This is a genomic window from Planctobacterium sp. AWM4_229 (assembly GCF_056160305.1).
Genome location: NZ_JBSWWX010000007.1, coordinates 231,040 through 249,016, shown reverse-complemented (window position 1 = coordinate 249,016; position 17,977 = coordinate 231,040). Strand labels below are relative to the sequence as shown.

Genomic DNA, 17,977 nt, shown 5'->3' with positions numbered 1-17,977 from the left:
AGGCTCCATGGAAAAGTTGCAAATTTTATGGCAAACCACTGCGCTGGCTAATTTTGAGCCAGGGCAAATACTGATGATGGCCGTCGGCGTTTTGCTGTTGTATCTGGCCATCGCCCGAAAATATGAACCCTTGTTACTGTTACCCATTGGTTTTGGCGCAATATTGACCAATATTCCACTGGGCGGCTTTACCGAACCCGGTGGGTTGCTGTATTACGTCTACGAAGTGGGCATCGGCTCAACGGTGTTTCCATTATTAATTTTTATGGGAGTTGGAGCTTTAACCGACTTTGGCGCGCTGATCGCTAATCCACGCATGTTACTTTTAGGCGCTGCAGCCCAGTTTGGAATCTTCGCTACCCTATTTGGTGCTATTTTACTGAATCTGGTGCCTGGGCTGAGTTTTACTCTGCAGGAAGCGGCGGCCATTGCCATTATCGGTGGTGCTGACGGCCCGACGGCCATCTTTTTGGCATCGCAATTGGCTGATCATTTATTAGGAGCTATTGCGGTGGCGGCTTATTCCTATATGGCACTGGTTCCCATCATTCAGCCACCAATAATGAAAGCACTGACCACGCCGGAAGAGCGCAAAATCGAAATGCGACAACTGCGAACCGTCAGTAAACGAGAAAAGATAGTTTTCCCGTTAGCTGTACTGGGCTTGACCATTTTGTTTTTGCCAACGGCGACTCCGCTGGTGGGCATGTTCTGCTTGGGTAACCTGATGCGAGAAAGCGGTGTGGTAGAGCGATTGAGTAAAACTGCACAAAACGAATTGATCAATGTCACCACTATCTTTCTGGGATTAGCTGTGGGCTCAAAGCTTTCTTCTGATCAGTTTTTAACTTCCCAAACATTAGCTATTCTTGCGCTGGGCGCTGTGGCCTTTTCAATTGGAACCGCGGCTGGGGTACTGATGGCCAAGCTAATGGGACGATTGAGCAAAGATAAAATCAACCCTCTGATAGGTGCGGCTGGTGTATCGGCAGTGCCGATGGCGGCCCGAGTGGTTAACAAGGTTGGATTAGAAGCCAATCCTCATAACTTTTTATTAATGCATGCGATGGGGCCAAATGTGGCCGGGGTATTGGGCTCAGCCGTAGCTGCAGGTATTTTGCTGGCACTGGTGGGGCCGTAATTCTTTTTAGTTTGTAAAAGGGGAAGCCAGGCTTCCCTTTTTTAATGGGTGAGGGGAATTAACAATCCGTAAAACAGTGCGATGGTTGAACTTATCACCAGGATATAAATAAAACCTTTCTTGCCCTGCTCCAGGGTGTAACCGTTGTGTTTAAGATACACAAACCAACCAAGGCACAACAACAACGGGATCAAAAACAAAAATTTAATCAAAACCTTATCCTCGTTTAATGACAAAAAAAGTGGTTGTTTTTAAAAAAGTTTTACATATCTGAAATGAGATTGTAATGACTTTTTTTTCTAATACTGAGCTTATTAATCTCAGGATCGCTTTTTATGTCTATGCCGATTACACCGCAAAAGTCAGAAATTGTTGCTCGACAAAGCCATCAAGCTGAGCTGTACGGGCTGCCAGGTCAGGCCATGACGGGGCATGCGCGCTCCATACTTTACAGCTTAGAGCTGATGTCCAGGAGGTCCATTACACCGGAAGACGCAGGATGTCAGGATTGGTTGGCGGAAAAACTCGCCACTTTGGGGTTTGTATGCCACCAATTTGAGATAAATGGTGTTAAAAACCTGGTAGCGGAAATTGGGGCAGGGGACCGTGTGATTGCATTCGCCGGGCACACGGACGTAGTTCCACCAGGTCCTGTTGAAAAATGGCACAGCGATCCTTTCGAACCGGTTGTGCAGGACAATGAGTTGATTGGCCGTGGTGCTGCAGATATGAAAACGGGTGTCGCCGCGATGCTCGCAGCATCAGAGCGAGTATTCAGGCTATCTCGCCACCTTAACGCGAAGTTCATGTGGTTCATTACCAGTGACGAAGAAGGTGAAGCGGAGTTTGGCAGTAAGGAGATCAAAGCCTGGCTGGATAAGCGCAATATAAAAGTAGATTGCGTTGTTGTTGGTGAGCCAACAGCCAAGTTGACCACAGGTGATACCATCAAAGTGGGCCGACGCGGTGCCATTTCCGGACGTATTCAGGTTAAGGGCAAACAGGGGCATGTGGCCTATCCACAATATGCCGATAATGCAATTCACAAAATGGCAAAAGTGATTGATGCCATTAGTTCCATAAAATTCGATGCTGGTAGCGATGACTTTCCGGGAACAAGCCTGCAAATCACTCACATTGATTCTGGCGATTTTACCGACAATATCGTGCCCGCCAACTGCAGTATTTGTTTTAATATCCGCTACAGCCATGAGTATAGTATGGCGTCACTGGAAGCGTTGATTCAGGAGAGGGTTGAAGCTGTGGTGGCCAGTGCTGATATCAAGTGGGAGCGTCCTTGTGTACCTTACTTTACTCATGTTGATCAGCAAAACAGCCTGATTAAATCTGTTGAGCAAGCCATCATCAAAAATACTGGACGTTTTCCTGTGCTATCTACTGCAGGGGGCACCTCTGACGGACGTTTTTTTGCCAGTGAGCATACGCAAGTTGTGGAAGTGGGTGTACCCAACAAAACCATTCATCAGGTTAATGAGCGCATTCACATTTCTGATCTGGTGACGCTGGAAGATATTTTTACCGATTTGCTCTCTGATTTACTTTTTGATTAATGGCGCTGCCCGCAGTGGGCAACGCCAATCCATGCCCTCTACTTTCCCGTTGTCATCCGCTTGAGAGTGCGATCTTGTTTTACAAAGTGATGGTATAGCGCTGCACCCGCATGCCCGACAATCAACAACCACACCAGCCATGCACCCAATATGTCCTTGTGAATAAAATCCAGTGGCTTTTCAAAGTCTGCAAATTCCATGTGTTTACCAAAGGTTTCTGCAAAAAACGCAGTATCTTTGAAACTGGGTATATCGAATAAATAAAAGAACTCAGTAGCAACACCTGTACCTAAATAACCGGTAATCGGCATGATTATCATGATGGCATACAAGGCAATGTGTCCCAATTTTGCCGCCAGATGCTCGAGCGCCGTTCCCGGCTCTGGAATTGGAGATGGATTAACTACCTTCCAGATAATGCGCAATATTACCAAGACAGCTATCGAAACCCCGAAGGAAAGGTGCAATTGCAACGCTGTCCAATTCTCTGGAGTTTGTGCTTCAGTAAACCATTGCCGGTAATAGACACTGATATAAGCAACCAGAAACAGCAACGCAGTAAGCCAGTGGATCCACTTAGCAATAGAACCATAGTTGTTTTCAGAATTTCGCAAAGACATAACCTAAGCCCTCTTAAGCACCTTGTTTAGATACATACTATCGATGACTTAATCGATATTAAATCGCAAAATACTGGCTAAATATGTCTGAAAAATAGAATGTTTTATCGAGTTTGTGTTAACTATTCCCAAGATATTGCGATAACTGATCAACATGGCCTTTGGTTTCTTCTATCAGCGAGGTGATTTGATCTGCTGAGTCTGTAGAGCTTTGGGCCAGATTTCTAACTTCATCCGCCACTACAGCAAAGCCTCGACCAGCTTCACCCGCCCTGGCTGCTTCAATCGCCGCATTGAGTGCTAACAGGTTAGTTTGGTTAGAGATATTATTGATTGACTGTACTATGGAGCTGATGCGATCCAGAACCTGTGACATGGCTTCATGAGTTTCTGAGATCACTGCATTTTTACTGGAGATGTCTTCAGCGTATATCAAAACACTGGTTAAGCTGCCGGTGACATCTGTGATTGGGGTAGCTTCTAAAGTGAGTTTGAGTTCTTTACCTGACAAGGTATTTACGCTCACGTCTGATTTAAACGCTTCCCCTTTTGCCAAGTCTGCCCATACTTCATCGCCTGTAAGCTTGGCAATATTTCCCAGTAGTTCGTTAGCTGCGTCTTTGTCATTACAGCCCAAAGTCGAAAGAAACTGGTTATTGGCATAGGTAATGTGGCCTTGCGGATTGGCTTCAAACATTAAGCTGCTGTCATTGATGGCATTCATCTTAATGTCGTTTTCCAGTGACCTACGCTTGGTCGTATCGATGTCAGCTTGTATTGCAACGAAGTTTGTCAGGTTGTTATTTGCATCAAATACAGGGTCAATCGCCAATGAAATCCAGTAGGAGTTGCCCTGCTTGTCGTAGTTAAGTATTTCTTCGTATAAGGGCTGTTTGTCTTTAATCTTTTTACTTATCCGGGCGATGGTATCGGGATCTGTGTGCTTGCCTTGTAATAAACTTCCTGGCTTCTTGCCTTTGATATCTTCCAGCGTATAGCCTGTTATTTCAGAAAAACCGTGGTTGACGTATTCCACGAGGCCATTAGCATCGGTGATTATTACGGCATTACTGGTATTGTTGGCTACCAGGGATAGTCGTTTTACTTCTTCTTTGGCCTTATATTCATCGGTAATATCCCGCACGAATGCTGTGTATAGGATCTTACTTTCCAGGGTAATTTTGGAAAGAGAAAGGGATACCCAAATGTTGCGGTTGTCGAACGTTTCTATCGGCAATTCTCGCGATGAACCGACAATTCTGTTCTCGCCAGTTCTGCGATTGCGGTTGACCTTTTCATCATGGCTGGGACGGATTTCTTTAGGCACTAGCATTTTGACATTATTGCCTAGTACCTGTTCTTTATTAACCCCCCATATTTTCTCAGCGGCAGGATTAAAGAACACCACGTTGTTGTTTTCATCGATAGTAACAACACCGTCAATACACTGGTTTAGGGTTTGATCTATAAGCAGTTTTTGCTCTCTCTCTTTGGTGATGTCTTTGACGATTGCCGAGTAACATTGCTTGCCATTCACCTTAAATTTCGACAGTGACAATGAGCACCAGACTTTCTGGCCAGTTTTTGTTTCGATGTAAAGATCAAGGGTGGTACCCACTAGTTTATCTTGATTTGTAGAGCGATGGCGGTTGACGTAATTGTCATGATTACTGCGATGTTCAACTGGCACCAACATCTTTACGTTTTTACCTATGACTTCATGATGGGCGAAGCCCCATAGCTTTTCCGCAGCTTTGTTGTAAAACATAACGCAGTTGTGCTCATCAATGGCAATGACAGCATCAATACTCTGTTCAAGAATTTGTTCGGTGAAATTACTGTTGTTATTGAATAAGTTGAACATACTGACCTCTACCTAAAAGACAAAAGTTGTACGTTAGTTCTGAGAATAAAGTTCAGCCTGACCTAAAGTGGCGTCACTTACAGTTGTCACTCGATAACACGGATATCATCTTTGAGCACCAATACAACAAGGTAAACAAGCGCTAGTGGAGGAAATATACAGGTTACACAACCAATGGCTGCGACCAGTTTAGGAGTATGGGTTTTGCGGCTGCCAAGGTAGTAACACAGGATTGTCATGACAATGGCCAAAACCAGTACGACCTTCCCATAAAGTGTGGCGTCAATATTCAATTTTAAATCCATTTAATAACTAATAACGGTATTTAATATTACCTTTAAATTGATTTAATTCAATTAATTAATTTATTTATGATATCTGCCTTGGGGAACGGCTTCACTGAGCGCAAGGCTCCTTAATATTGTCAATGGCCTTTATGTGCTTACCTCCGGGCATGGCTCTGGGTTTGCCGAATAGAAAGCCCTGTACCTCATCGACCCCAATTGACCTTAATACGTCAGCTTGAGCTGAGTTCTCAACGCCCTCCGCCAGTATCTTCATACCAAATTGGGCACAAAAAGAAACCATTGAGGCGACTAACGCTTCAGACTTCTTACATATATGAATTTGCTGAATTAAAGAGCGATCAATTTTGATTTTAGAAAAGGGTAATTTGGTGAGTATGCTCAAATTGGAATAGCCAGTACCAAAATCATCAATGACCACATCGAAGCCTATTTTCATTAATCGTTCTACAACGCCAATAAGCCGTTCGTCCATCATACTTGATTCGGTCAGTTCCAGTTCCACCTGTTTTAGGCTTACGCCATGTTTCTCCAATAATTCACTTAATAAAACGGGAAAGGCCGGATTTTGAAGTTGCATAGGTGAAATATTGAGCGCCACTTTCGGTCCGGGTAAGGTATGCATACAACGCAATGTCTGATTAAAAATTTTAAAACTGAGTTTGTCGATTAATCCATATTGCTCAGCAATCGGGACAAACTTGTCGGGGTACACCACACCTCTCACCTTACTATGCCATCTTGCAAGTGCTTCGTAACCCGTGCACTCCCAGCTGTAGAGATCAAATTGCGGTTGGAATTGCACTGTTATCTCATTTTGGTTAATTGCTTCTTCGAGGTAATGTAAAACCCACCATTTATCATTTAATTCCCCGTGACTTTTAGGGGTGTATTTTACGATGGACGGGCTACCCGGCTGCTTTGCTTTAAGTAATGCAATTTTCGCTTTTTCAATTATTTCGCGCCAATTTCCAGCGTTACATCGGCTTGTACAAAAACCAACATTTACCTTGAGCTTAATTCGGCTATTAGAGATCAGAATATATCTCTCCAGACTTTCCCGTAACTCCAGTAAATCAGCATTGATATTCTTTGAGCTTTGAAGGAATAGCACCCCAAATTTGCCGTCCCCTAAGTTACCGATAAACACCTGCCTTGCGTCGCTTTGATTCAGGCGTTCGTAAATTGTACTGTTGATAGTGCTTCTAATATTGTTGGCTTTCACCGATGCGGCGATTTCGTCGAAGGCATAAACACTAAAAATGGCCAGGGTCAGCGGTTCGTGGCTATGGGTGGCAAATTTCTCCAGGTATTGGTGAAAGGTTGACTGCAACGGTAATCCGGAAGCATCAAATTGCTCCCTGATGAGTTTGTGATTTAAGCGCCAGAAGTCTTGTTGTTTTTTGAGTCGCAGATTATTGATGACTCGCGCCGTTAACTCTGCTTTGTGGAACGGTTTAGTAACGTAGTCTTGAACGCCGCAGGACAGTCCTTTTACAACCGCGTTTTTATCATCCATGGCGGTAAGTAATATTATGGGAATGTGGCTAAAGTGTTTTGAACTTTTTAGTTCTGTACTGATTTCGAGCCCGGTTTTATGGGGCATGTCAACATCGAGCAAGATTAAATCAGCTTCAAATTCTCGTAACGCATCTAAAACCATTAAACTGTCATTAATGGCCAGAGTGTCAAAACCCAGGGGGGTGAACATGGCCTCTAACATATCGGTGGTGATGGGTTGATCGTCCACAAGCAATATTTTACAGCCATAAACAAAATCCGGTTCTGATTCCGCACAATCTGAAATCTGCTCTCTATTTCTGATGTTAGTATTTTCCATATTACTGCTTTGGTGGAACTGCTTTTAATCTAGGTTAGCAGAACTTGATTTGGAAAAATTACTTACCTTTTTGTGATGGTGTGGATTTGCAGTAACATGAGCTCAACAATAGTATTTTTTTGTCTTTGATTAATTGTAGATAATTGAAATGTAAGGATTATATTTCTTGTTTTGCAACGCTTTCACGCGTTGGGTTTTGCTGGTTGTGGTCTGCTGACGGAAATGTAGGAATTAGCTTACATGAAGATAGGTGATGATATCGTTTTTTCTTTCGACAATGTCTTAGGCTTCTGGCAGGTCTGAATAAGAGTAAAACGCTTGTAAATAGCAACCATAGCTTGGGGTAGCTTTTGGCTATTCTTTAGTGGGCTTTACAACCAACCTCTTTGTCTGGCGATACGCGCCGCGTCAATGCGGTTTTGAGCGTTGAGTTTTGACGCTGCGCTGGACAGGTAATTGCGCACGGTTCCTTTGGATAAAAATAACTTCTCAGCTATCTGCTCTGTAGTCAGCCCATCAGCGGCCAATTTTAAGGTTTTTCGCTCTTTTTCTGAGAGTGGGTCTAATTCATCAAACGCCTCAATCACCAGCTCTGGAGCTATCACTTTGCGCCCTGATACCACTTTGCGAATGGCAGTGGCAAGTTCATCGCTAGGGGTGTCTTTTAACAAATAACCCTTTACCCCCGCATCCATCGCTCGACGCAAATAGCCGCTGCGAGCAAAGGTTGTCAGAATGATGACCTTACCGTTGAAACCAGAGTGTTGTAGTTTTTCTGCTAGTTCAATGCCCGTCATTTCTGGCATTTCAATATCCGTCAGCAGTACATCAGGTTGTTGCTGTATGCACAAAGACAACGCTGATTCACCATCTTTAGCTTGTCCAACTACAGTAAAATCTGACTCTAAGTCTAATAACGCTGCCACAGCACCGAGCAGCATGGCTTGGTCTTCTGCTAACACTATTTTTATCGTTTTATGCAAAAGGCACCTCCACCTGAATTGAAAATCCACCATTTGTAGCCACAGTGAGCTTGCCGCCAAGGGCGGTTACGCGCTCCTTGATGCCCGTCAGTCCGTCACCCGCCGTAATCTCAGCTTGTGGTCTACCGTTGTCGCTAATGGTCAATTGGTATTGGCCTGCCGCTGTCTTACAACTGAGCTGACAAGAAGTGGCTTCAGAATGTTTTATCATGTTGGTGAACGATTCTCTTATCACCCAAGCGAGCGCATTATTGATGCTTTCCTGCTGCGGTATTACGTTAATTTCACCGTTAAATTCTATATCTGCTGATTCTGCAAGCGTTTTAGCCTTGGCTATCTCACTGGTCATGTCTTTTTGCTGAAAATTGTGCACGGTTTCCCTTATTTCTGCCATCGCTGAGCGACTGAGATGCTCGAGGTCTTTCAACTCTTGTTTACTTTTATCTATGTCAATATCAGCGAGTTTATGAGCTAACTGGGCTTTGACCGTAATTAGCGAAAATGTGTGGCCAATTAAGTCATGTAAATCCCGAGCAATTCGCTCTCGTTCGGCAGTGGCAGCCATCTTCGCCAGTTCATCCTGGGATAGCTTTAAAAGCCGATTCTTCTGGCGTAGTTCGCCTTCATATATGTTTACGCAGCCAATCAGGATGCTAATAACAACTGCGGGCAGATAAAAAAATCCCGGTAGCTCCATCAAAAAGCTGTATAGAGCCGCAACTGTTGCGATGGAAAACACCATAACTAAAGCCTTGCGAGGCTGTTTCAGTTGTACACAAAATGCTGCGGCATAGACAAAAAACACCGATGCTCCTGAATTGAACCAAGCTGTCCCCAAACCTAAACCCAAAATGGCGATAATGCACAACAGGGCGCGAGACCCGGTTTGCCAAAATGTGTAAAAGTACAAGGTTAAAAAGACGGGTAACACCAAGATACTTGCAGCGTAATGCCACAAGGGCCTGTCACCAAAACTCAAAGGCAAAATAAACATGATCAAGTATACCAGCCAAAAATAGGGCAGGTACCCTGTATCAGAGTCTTTGGGCAACAGGCGCTGATGAATGCGTTGAATCAATAGAGGCATTGTTTACTCTGTTTTTGCCGCCAAAAGCTAGCGAACTTCCATGGATTTAAAGGCGCGATAAGCTAACCCGCCGAAAAGAGCAGTGTAACCCAATAACACGCCGACATGTATCCACCATGGCATACCAATATCCGCTCCCTGGATTTTCAAAACCAACTGGGAGAAGTGAAATGGTGGTAGCACTTTAGCGAGCTGCTGTAGCATCTCAGAAAACTGCATTATCGGTATCCATAATCCAGACAAAAAAGACATAGGTAAATAGATCAAATTGACCACTGCTGCTGCCGCTTGCGCTTTAACTTTTAAGCCAATAAACAGTCCCAAGGCGCAAAAAGGTAACACGCCGGGTAACAAAACGATCGCCGTGCACATCCATTGCCATAACTCCATGCTTACCCCGCCCAAAGTTAGAGCGATACTAAACAACAGAAAAATAATGATGCTGGCAAAGGCGATAGCAGTAACCACCTTGGCTGCAAAATAAGCGGCGATGGGCATTGGACTGATTTGTTTTAGTGCCAGCATACCCCTGTCCTTTTCCACTGCGACATCGGCACCAAAGGCAAACAGTGCAGGCCCCATAACGCCGAACACACAATAGGTAGCCAATAGATATTGAGAGACAGCAGAATTTCCATCTGGCACAAATACGATGCCAAAGAAAATATAAAACATCACCGGGAACAACAGGCTAGGTAAAACAAAACCCGGTGTGCGAAAGGTTTTTCGAATATCAGTTAGTGCTTCAAGTCGATAGGTGTTGATAAGTTGTTGAGCACTCAGTGAGTTGATCATGCTGCTACCTCCGATACTAATTGGGTTGTGTTTGATTGTTGATTCAGTACTTCTACAGCGTCTTCCAGGCGAGCACTTTCGATGGTGAGTTCTGAAATAGCGATCCCTTGCGTAAACAGTAACTCCAGTAGAGGCTCCGGTTGGGCGCTAATCAGGCTGACTCCATCTCGGTTATACGTCAGGTTGTTGATGGCGACATTGGGACTTTGTTGCTGTAAATGTGATAAGCACCCCTCAAACATTTCCTGTGGGGAATGCAAAGCAAAGCGGACTCGTTTCCCTAAAGCTTTGGTTTTGACTTCGGATGGCGTGCCTTGATGGATGATGCTTCCTTGTTTAAGCAATATGATACGGTCGGCAAGGGCTTCTGCCTCCTCCAGGTAATGGGTGGTTAAAACCACTGCTACCCCATTGCGTTTTAGATTCTCGATGCACTGCCAAAACTCCCTACGAGCGCTACTGTCCAGACCAACTGTAGGCTCATCAAGGAAGATTATTTGTGGATTACCACATACTGCGAGTGCGAAGAAAAGACGCTGTTTTTGACCACCGGATAAGGTGTTTAAGCGGCGTTTTTCAAGTCCTTCCAGCATGGTGAGTTTAATCAATTCCGCCTTTGCTATAGGGGTAGGGTAGTAGCTGCTGAACAGCGTAATTTGCTCTTCAACGGTACTGGTGTCAGGCAGATTGGCATTTTGCAATATCGTACCAGTACGTTGCTTTGCCAGCTGCTCCCCCGGAGCAACGTCGAATATTTTGATACAACCTTTATTGACCCTCAATCTCCCTAAAATACAGTTAATAAGCGTGCTTTTTCCGGCACCGTTTTCACCCAACAGGGCAAGTACTTCGCCTGCATTGATATCGAAAGAAACGTTGTCGATCGCTTTGGTGGAATCGAAGTTAACGCAGACCTTTTCTACTGTCACTATTGTCTTGTTCATACTTATTTCCTCGCTGTGTGATGAATAGTTTGGGCATTTGTGTGGTTTTTCAGTAGAGGCTGTTGTCACTATGTAATGATGACATTTGTCACAATTTATAAGATAAAGAATTGGTGGGAATAAAAAGACTCATGATATCGTCATCACTGTGAACTACTAACAGGAGTGCATATGTTTATTAGGGATAGGCAATATCAAAAGCTACAATGTATTTTTTCTCTCAGGTATCCATGGCAAGGCTTGATTAAGGCACTGACTTTTATTGTGTTCTGTTCACTGAGTATGTGGTCTGCGGCGACGACTACTGAGCCGGGCTTCTCAAGTTATGATTTGAACAAACAACCTTCCCTTGATCCCAGGCCCGTTTCTGAAGCCGTTGAGCTGGGCGGTGATATCTTTATCGTGGAAAACCACAATGTCTTGGGTAATCGCTTGTTAAGACTCAATATTGAAACTCAAGCTGAGCAGGCACTGACTCTTGATGGTATTAGCTCCTCGCAGCCCGATTTCTCTGACCTGCGGATAATCGCTGATAATCTCTACTTTTTCGCAAGGGACAGGAATCAACAGAAACGTCTCTGGCGCTTTGACATCGCGTGCTTATGTGCCTCGGTTTTCGAGGGGGAGTTTGAGTATGTATCGCATGTCACGGTGTCAGGTGAAGAGCTTTTTTTCGTTGCACAAACAGACGAATATGGTAGCGAACTGTGGCGAGCTGATTTGGAACAAAACCGAAACCTATTAGTGTATGACATCAATATCGGAGCTGCAGGAAGCGATATTGATGAGCTAAAGGCAAGTGGTAACAAGCTTTATTTTACAGCCACCAATAAGTGGGGGCAAAGAAAGGTATATCAGTACCATCAGGAAGAAAAGCAGTTAGTCCAGGTTAGCGAATTCAATAGCTTGCTGCAACAAAACAGGAAGTTTTATAAACCGCATATTGCCGCTGTAGATGGTGAACACATGGTGGTGGAACTTGAGTTTGTTACTACTCGATTATCTCAGGGCGGGCAACTTTGGTATTACAACATTGCAAATGAAAGCCTGGACAAGATCGCCGACCTCAATCATTACAGCGTTTGTGATGATGATGGCCTCTTTCCTTTTCACAAAAAAACATCTGTAACGCTTATCGAAAACAAGATTTACTATGTTTCCAACGAAGAGCAGCAAGGTCTGCATGTTTGGCAATATGACATTAGCGAAAAGTCTAAGCAGAAAATAACCGCTGACGTTGTCCAGGACAGCGTACTGGATTCAAGTTGTTGGCCATGGGAATTAAGCATAAACAATCTGGTTAGCTTCAGTGGGCAACTGTACTTTTTTGTTGTACGCGATCATACAAGAGGCCATTTGTGGCACTTTGATCCGCAAGAGTCTGTTATTCGCCAATTAGATGGTTTTTTTGATTATCGAAAAAGAAAACAAATCGATGATAAGTTATATCTGTCAGGACAAGCGCAATTTAACCGTGGACCGATGCAGCTATGGGCGCTCGATGCAAATACTAGCAACCTCAGCAAAGTACTTGATAACGAAAATCGTCCACTGACAGCGCCTGAAATTTTTGCTGGGAATAGCGAACTGTTGTTCAGCACTTACGCCGAGGGTATGGGGGTAAAGCTTTGGCGCGTAGATCAAGCTCAGTCGTTACAACGCTTGTTCATATTAAATGACAACGAAAACAGCGCCTCGTACCCAAGGGCTGGGCTGGCGACTTCTGACGCCTACTACTTTGCTGCTGAGTCGGGCATTGGAAACAGGAAAATATGGCGAACAGGCGTGACTGGGACCCCCCAACTTTTGCCTTTTGAGTTGCCTGAGGGGGTAAGTCACTATCAGGTTTCGTTCGATGCCGTGATTGGCAATAAGGTCTATTTTTCTGCTGGACGAGTTTGGCAAATCGATACTGAAACTAACTCGGTGGTGGCTATTGATGCCATCAACGAACTGTCCTTATCCTGGCTAAACTTTTTCAAAGCAAAAGATGATGTCCTTTACTACCAGAGAGGCTTCTGGCATGACGGCGTTCCTCATTCTCGAATCATAAAGTATCACCACGAAACGGGTCTGGCCGAGCGGATCTACAACGGGCCGGGAAAGGTTATTGATGTTTTTGAGGAAACGGTGTTTCTGTCCCACGAGAACGAAGCGGGACCCGGGCTGTTCAGTTACGATGTTGTATCCCAAGAATTAAAACTTTTAGCCTCTGAGTCAACACAGTATTGCAGTTCCGTGCGGTACGGAGCCCAACTAGAGAGTGACACCCGCAACGTATCTATGCAAGTGGGAACAGATTTGTATTTGATCACCGAGCAAGGCTATTTGAAGCGCTTCGATACCACTACACAGGCCGTGACAGAACTGGGTTGCGCACAAGACCTGTTTACTAATGGCGAAGTGTTGTTTTTGTTGCGCAATGAAGGTGAGCCTTATTCATCAACCTTGTGGCAGGTTACGCCGGGTAGTGAAGATGTGGAGCCCGTTTTGGAGGCAGAGATTCGGTATTACGCGAGCCAGGGAGGTAAACTCTTTTACGAAACTGTCGATGCTGAAAGTGGATACAGTTTTTCTGTTTATCACATGGATGACATGTATAACCAATCGATAGCGCAGAGCCTTAATGGCGATTATTACAGTTTTGTCTTGCAGAGTATTCAGCAAATTGCAGATGACATTTATTATTTTTCCAGGATGATAAATCCAGAATACCCGGCCACTAGCGACCAACAATTTTTGTATAGTGTCTGGCGTGTCGGTGCAGAGCAGCCTTTGATAACTTTTGACGGTTCAGAATTATGGCTTAGCCACAGTAAAACGGCACAATTTGCTGGGGATATCTGGTTTACCGCAGATATCCGTAAGGATGGTTATTATTTGCGTGGTGAAATGGCAAGGCTGCATATTAGTACTAATAATATCAACCGAGGGGCGAAGTTAGATTACAACGGTGACAATCGCGCTGATGTGGTGTTTTACGCTCCGTTTGATAAAACCTGGTTAGTCTACCCTTCAGGAATAGAACAAGAGTGGTATTTGGAATTCGGAGAATACGCGACGGATATTCCGGTAACTGGCGACTTTGATGGTGATGGCCTCAACGACCTGGCTTTGAGAGTGCCCGATGAGCAACGTTGGCAAGTACTCAACTCCAGCGAAAGTAACTTTAATAGTGAACAGTTGGATGGTATTCAAAGAGTCAGCTTAGGTTTGCAAACTCATGATTATCCTGTGGCGGCGGACTATGACGGAGACGGTATTACAGATTTTGCTGTGGTCCGCAGCAGCAAAGGAATTTGGATTATTCGCCAATCTTCTACATCTGATATTGTTGAAGTAAAAACCAATTATAAAGTAGGAGATATTCCGGTTTTAGGTGATTTTGATGGTGATGGTGTTGCTGATGCAGCATACCGGAATCCCGATGAGAGACGCTGGTATATTTATCCTTCTGGCAAAGTTAAAAACGGTACTATCGCCCCAGAGCAAGTGCAATCAATAAGGTTTGGCCTGGCTGAAGATGATATTCCGGTGACGGCGGATTATGATGGTGACGGTGCAACAGATCTGGCTGTCTGGCGTCCTTCTGCCGGTGTTTGGATTATCCGGAACTCGCAGAGTTTGGAGATATCTGAGAATTGGTTTGAGGGGTTAAGCGATGCGTTACCCTTTGCCGCTGATTTTGATGGCGATGGCAGAGATGACATTGCATTGTATTCTGCTGTTTCAGGGAAGTTAACCATTCGCTATTCAGCAACTAAAGCTGATTGGCAACGTTTTTTCCCCGTCGGTGACGCTTACGTCCCTGTGGGGTTACCTGCAGGCATGGCATTCAATTGGTAATTAACAGGTTCATAGAACGTTGTTTTACATGGCAGTTTTCCTCCTGGCGGAGGTAGACTGCCAGCAATTGTTGAAATGCGCCGAATCCGTGCCTTAGGTACCCGGCGCCACTCCGGGTCTTGGAACAGTGAGTTTATTTAACATTAAGTCGCACAACATTTCCCTGTGGCGAAGGCTCAATAGTCTGCTGCTCGGTGGATTCTTCAGTAATTATTGTTTCGGGTAAGTAGCGTTGACGTTTTTTAGGTTTTAGTTTCATTAAATCCACTAAAATCAAGCCGTCTACGCAATCATTAAAGTCTGGGTCCACGCCAAAACCCAAAAATTGGGTACCACCGGGCTCACATAATTCTGTGTATTGCTTGTATAGCGTGGGGATAGCTACGCCCATATTAGCCAATAAGTTTTTCAGCGTCACAAAATCTGCTTTGTAATCGTTGCCTGTAAAGCTACCTTGCAGAGCTTCTGGCAGGCGATAAGGATAGTTAGAGGTGGCAATTTCCTGCTCGGTACCAAAGTGTAGTTGGTAAAACTCCACCATCAGATCTTTCGCCGCTTGAGGGAAACTGTTACTCAAACTTACCGGGCCGAACAGATATCGGTATTGCGGGTAACGGGTTAAAAACGCACCAATACCATACCAAAGATAATCCAGACTGCGTTTGCCCCAATATTTAGGCTGTACGAAACTGCGACCGAGTTCCAGGCCCTGTCTGAAATAGGGGTCCATAGCCTTGTCGTATTTAAATAAACTCGCTGAATAAAGGCCTTTCAAGCCTTTTTCCTGTTTCAGTTTTTGCGCATCACCAAAGCGGTATGCACCAACAATTTCAAGATCATCTTTATCCCACAAAATCAGGTGGAAATAGTCATTGTCATAGTGATCGGTATCTCTGCGCTTATTACTGCCTTCCCCCACTGCGCGAAAGGCAATCTCTCTAAGGCGACCAATTTCCCGTAAAATGGCGGAGCTGCCACTGTAGCGATAGAGATAGATTTCCTTATCATCAGCGGTAGTGCCCAACAACTCACATTCCTTTTTGATGGCTCGAGTAAGTATTTGACGATTCTCAGGAGCTGCAATGGATTTCTGTGTGGCAAAAATCTCTGATTTATTGCTGCCTATGCGATAAAGATGTCTTTTAAACAATTTGGTTAACAGCTTATTGTTAAAGCGCGCTTCACCGTAAGATTCATAGGGAATAAGTTGACCAATGCGCATTGGCAAATGTTTGTTCTTTTGTTTAAACATCTCATCCACTAACAACATGGTGGCGAGCGGTTTGTAGATCATGGATACGCCGTAAAACAAGGCTGAGTTTTTCCCTTCTATAAATACCGGCAATACAGCCGCTTTGGCCGTTTTTGCCATGCGTACAAAGCCGGTGTTCCATTTGGTATCTCTAATTCCTTGTGGACGAAGACGAGAAACTTCCCCAGCTGGAAACACGATAATAGTGCCCTGATTTTTCAAGTGCTCCTGAATTCTGGCAATATCTTGCTTTGCGGTATTTCCGGACATCACATTAACAGGCAGCAATAATTCGTTCAGCGGTTTCACCGCCATCAACATTTCATTGACTACGGCTTTGACATCGGGGCGCACTTCACTGACCATTTTTATCAGGGCCAGCCCGTCCAAAGAGCCTATCGGATGGTTGGCGATGATGACCAATGGTCCTGTTGCGGGGATACGCTCTTTTTCTGAGTCTCGAGTGGAATAGGTGAAGTTGAAGTATTCCAAGGCTTGTTCAATAAACTCGATGCCCTGCAGATGCGGGTACTTCTCTGCAAACTCAACGAATTCTCGCTCGTGCATCAAACGCTTCAACAGGAATTTAAGGGGCTTGAACAAAATGGGCTTTTGCGCAATGGAGGGGAAGTGATTACTTAGAACTTCGTGAACCGAAAACATCTGCTTTTTTGGACCTCGTAAATTTAACGCGGGAATTCTATGACGTTTTCATGAATATATTAGGTAATAATCATTGCTATTTTGTTACAAACCCTAGGGAGCGTTATTTCCATTCATGCAATGCCCTCAGAGAGTTACAGCGGAGCGGGTTACTCCGCCGCAAAATTATGCTGCTTTTTGCCCGGTACTGCCTTCCTGAAGCTCAGGTAAGGTGTGGACTGTGGCTTCTGTTGAGGTATTTTGAGTCCAGGTGATTAACTCTATGTTGCCCTCATTATCTTCTGTAAGAGCGGAGCAATTTTCAATCCAGTCTCCGTCGTTGTAATAGGTTATACCATTGACTTCAACCACTTCCGGGTGATGTATGTGGCCACAAACCACGCCATCTAATCCCAATTCTCTGGCGCGGTCAGTGCTGGCAACCCGATAGCGCTCTATGGCTTCATTGGCGCCTGAAATCTTGGATTTAATATAGCCTGCTAATGACCAGTAAGGGAATCCAAACCAGGCGCGTGCTTTGTTGTACCAGCGATTCAGAAACAACAAAAATTCGTAGCCTTTATCACCAATCCAGGCCGTAATGGGACCAAAACAAACGTCATTGTCAAAAATGTCGCCGTGCAACAGCAATAGTTTTTTGCCATCGGCTGTTGTATGGATGTACTCCCTGTGAATTTCTACTTCACCAAAGCACATGCCATCGTATTTCTGGCAAGGTTCATCATGATTCCCAGGCAGATAAATCACTTTTGTACCAGTACGTGAGAGTGTTAACAGGTAGTGAAACAGTTCGTTATGGGATTGTGGCCACAAAAATCGTTTGCTCATGGCCCACATGTCCACAATGTCACCTACCAGATACAATGTGTCTATTTTACTTTGTTGCAAAAAATCCAATAGATAGTCGGCTTTACAGTCTTTGTATCCCAAATGAATATCTGAGATCCAAACAGTACGGAAGTGTTGTTGAGTTGCCATTGTGCTTCGTTCCTCTTTGGTTTGCACAATGGTAGGTTTTGGGAGTGACAGTTCAGTTAAAAGAACATGAACTTGCGGTTACAGCAAT

Annotated in this window: 14 protein-coding genes; 3 read left to right on the top strand and 11 right to left on the bottom strand. The window is 44.5% G+C overall.

Translation table 11 applies throughout. The features are described from left to right. Window positions 1–7 precede the first annotated feature (7 nt). Entirely contained in the window at window positions 8–1,141 is a 1,134-nt protein-coding gene (locus ACXAGP_RS16955; protein WP_475262741.1) for a sodium ion-translocating decarboxylase subunit beta, read from the top strand. A 41-nt stretch (window positions 1,142–1,182) separates the two neighbouring features. Here the strand turns inward: ACXAGP_RS16955 and ACXAGP_RS16950 are convergent, their stop codons facing one another. After that, window positions 1,183–1,353 (bottom strand): hypothetical protein, encoded by a 171-nt coding sequence (locus tag ACXAGP_RS16950; protein ID WP_338291646.1) that lies wholly within the window; start codon window positions 1,351–1,353, stop codon window positions 1,183–1,185. A 123-nt stretch (window positions 1,354–1,476) separates the two neighbouring features. Between ACXAGP_RS16950 and dapE the strand changes: the two genes are divergently transcribed. Further along, a complete protein-coding gene (gene dapE / locus ACXAGP_RS16945) occupies window positions 1,477–2,712 on the top strand; it encodes a succinyl-diaminopimelate desuccinylase (protein WP_475262740.1) in 1,236 nt (411 codons plus the stop codon). 38 nt (window positions 2,713–2,750) lie between these two features. Here the strand turns inward: dapE and ACXAGP_RS16940 are convergent, their stop codons facing one another. The 8 genes from ACXAGP_RS16940 to ACXAGP_RS16905 form a co-directional block, all read right to left on the bottom strand. Continuing rightward, window positions 2,751–3,332, bottom strand: a complete 582-nt coding sequence (locus tag ACXAGP_RS16940; protein WP_475262739.1) for a cytochrome b — start codon at window positions 3,330–3,332, stop codon at window positions 2,751–2,753. A 118-nt stretch (window positions 3,333–3,450) separates the two neighbouring features. Beyond that, window positions 3,451–5,196, bottom strand: coding sequence for a methyl-accepting chemotaxis protein (locus ACXAGP_RS16935; RefSeq protein ID WP_475262738.1), 1,746 nt, complete (start codon window positions 5,194–5,196; stop codon window positions 3,451–3,453). Window positions 5,197–5,282: 86 nt separating this feature from the next. Further along, window positions 5,283–5,489: a hypothetical protein gene (locus tag ACXAGP_RS16930; protein ID WP_475262737.1), complete on the bottom strand. Its 207-nt coding sequence runs from the start codon at window positions 5,487–5,489 to the stop codon at window positions 5,283–5,285. 103 nt (window positions 5,490–5,592) lie between these two features. After that, on the bottom strand, window positions 5,593–7,341 hold the full coding sequence (locus tag ACXAGP_RS16925) for an EAL domain-containing protein (protein WP_475262736.1): 1,749 nt from the start codon (window positions 7,339–7,341) through the stop codon (window positions 5,593–5,595). A gap of 371 nt (window positions 7,342–7,712) precedes the next feature. Beyond that, window positions 7,713–8,324 (bottom strand): response regulator transcription factor, encoded by a 612-nt coding sequence (locus ACXAGP_RS16920; protein WP_475262735.1) that lies wholly within the window; start codon window positions 8,322–8,324, stop codon window positions 7,713–7,715. Then, window positions 8,317–9,411 carry a sensor histidine kinase gene (locus ACXAGP_RS16915; RefSeq protein WP_475262734.1) on the bottom strand — a complete coding sequence of 365 codons (1,095 nt, stop codon included), beginning with the start codon at window positions 9,409–9,411 and terminating at the stop codon, window positions 8,317–8,319. Before ACXAGP_RS16915 ends, ACXAGP_RS16920 begins: the two co-directional genes overlap by 8 nt. A 27-nt stretch (window positions 9,412–9,438) precedes the next feature. Next, a complete protein-coding gene (locus ACXAGP_RS16910; protein WP_475262733.1) occupies window positions 9,439–10,206 on the bottom strand; it encodes an ABC transporter permease in 768 nt (255 codons plus the stop codon). Beyond that, window positions 10,203–11,150, bottom strand: a complete 948-nt coding sequence (locus tag ACXAGP_RS16905) for an ABC transporter ATP-binding protein (protein WP_475262732.1) — start codon at window positions 11,148–11,150, stop codon at window positions 10,203–10,205. The genes ACXAGP_RS16910 and ACXAGP_RS16905 overlap by 4 nt, the downstream gene beginning before the upstream one ends. Window positions 11,151–11,321: 171 nt before the next feature. On the opposite strand from ACXAGP_RS16905, the gene ACXAGP_RS16900 reads away from it, so the two are divergent. Continuing rightward, window positions 11,322–14,996: an FG-GAP-like repeat-containing protein gene (locus tag ACXAGP_RS16900; protein ID WP_475262731.1), complete on the top strand. Its 3,675-nt coding sequence runs from the start codon at window positions 11,322–11,324 to the stop codon at window positions 14,994–14,996. 133 nt (window positions 14,997–15,129) lie between these two features. Here the strand turns inward: ACXAGP_RS16900 and olsF are convergent, their stop codons facing one another. Then, window positions 15,130–16,911 (bottom strand): bifunctional ornithine lipid synthase OlsF, encoded by a 1,782-nt coding sequence (olsF, locus tag ACXAGP_RS16895; protein ID WP_475262730.1) that lies wholly within the window; start codon window positions 16,909–16,911, stop codon window positions 15,130–15,132. Window positions 16,912–17,076: 165 nt separating this feature from the next. Continuing rightward, window positions 17,077–17,889, bottom strand: coding sequence for a UDP-2,3-diacylglucosamine diphosphatase (locus tag ACXAGP_RS16890; protein ID WP_475262729.1), 813 nt, complete (start codon window positions 17,887–17,889; stop codon window positions 17,077–17,079). Between the last annotated feature and the right edge of the window lie 88 nt (window positions 17,890–17,977).

Coding starts and splice junctions, on each gene's coding strand:
- ACXAGP_RS16955 (WP_475262741.1), top strand. CDS start 8: ATGGAAAAGTTGCAAATTTTATGGCAAACCACTGCGCTGGCTAATTTT.
- dapE (WP_475262740.1), top strand. CDS start 1,477: ATGTCTATGCCGATTACACCGCAAAAGTCAGAAATTGTTGCTCGACAA.
- ACXAGP_RS16940 (WP_475262739.1), bottom strand. CDS start 3,332: ATGTCTTTGCGAAATTCTGAAAACAACTATGGTTCTATTGCTAAGTGG.
- ACXAGP_RS16935 (WP_475262738.1), bottom strand. CDS start 5,196: ATGTTCAACTTATTCAATAACAACAGTAATTTCACCGAACAAATTCTT.
- ACXAGP_RS16925 (WP_475262736.1), bottom strand. CDS start 7,341: ATGGAAAATACTAACATCAGAAATAGAGAGCAGATTTCAGATTGTGCG.
- ACXAGP_RS16915 (WP_475262734.1), bottom strand. CDS start 9,411: ATGCCTCTATTGATTCAACGCATTCATCAGCGCCTGTTGCCCAAAGAC.
- ACXAGP_RS16910 (WP_475262733.1), bottom strand. CDS start 10,206: ATGATCAACTCACTGAGTGCTCAACAACTTATCAACACCTATCGACTT.
- ACXAGP_RS16905 (WP_475262732.1), bottom strand. CDS start 11,150: ATGAACAAGACAATAGTGACAGTAGAAAAGGTCTGCGTTAACTTCGAT.
- ACXAGP_RS16900 (WP_475262731.1), top strand. CDS start 11,322: ATGTTTATTAGGGATAGGCAATATCAAAAGCTACAATGTATTTTTTCT.
- olsF (WP_475262730.1), bottom strand. CDS start 16,911: ATGTTTTCGGTTCACGAAGTTCTAAGTAATCACTTCCCCTCCATTGCG.
- ACXAGP_RS16890 (WP_475262729.1), bottom strand. CDS start 17,889: ATGGCAACTCAACAACACTTCCGTACTGTTTGGATCTCAGATATTCAT.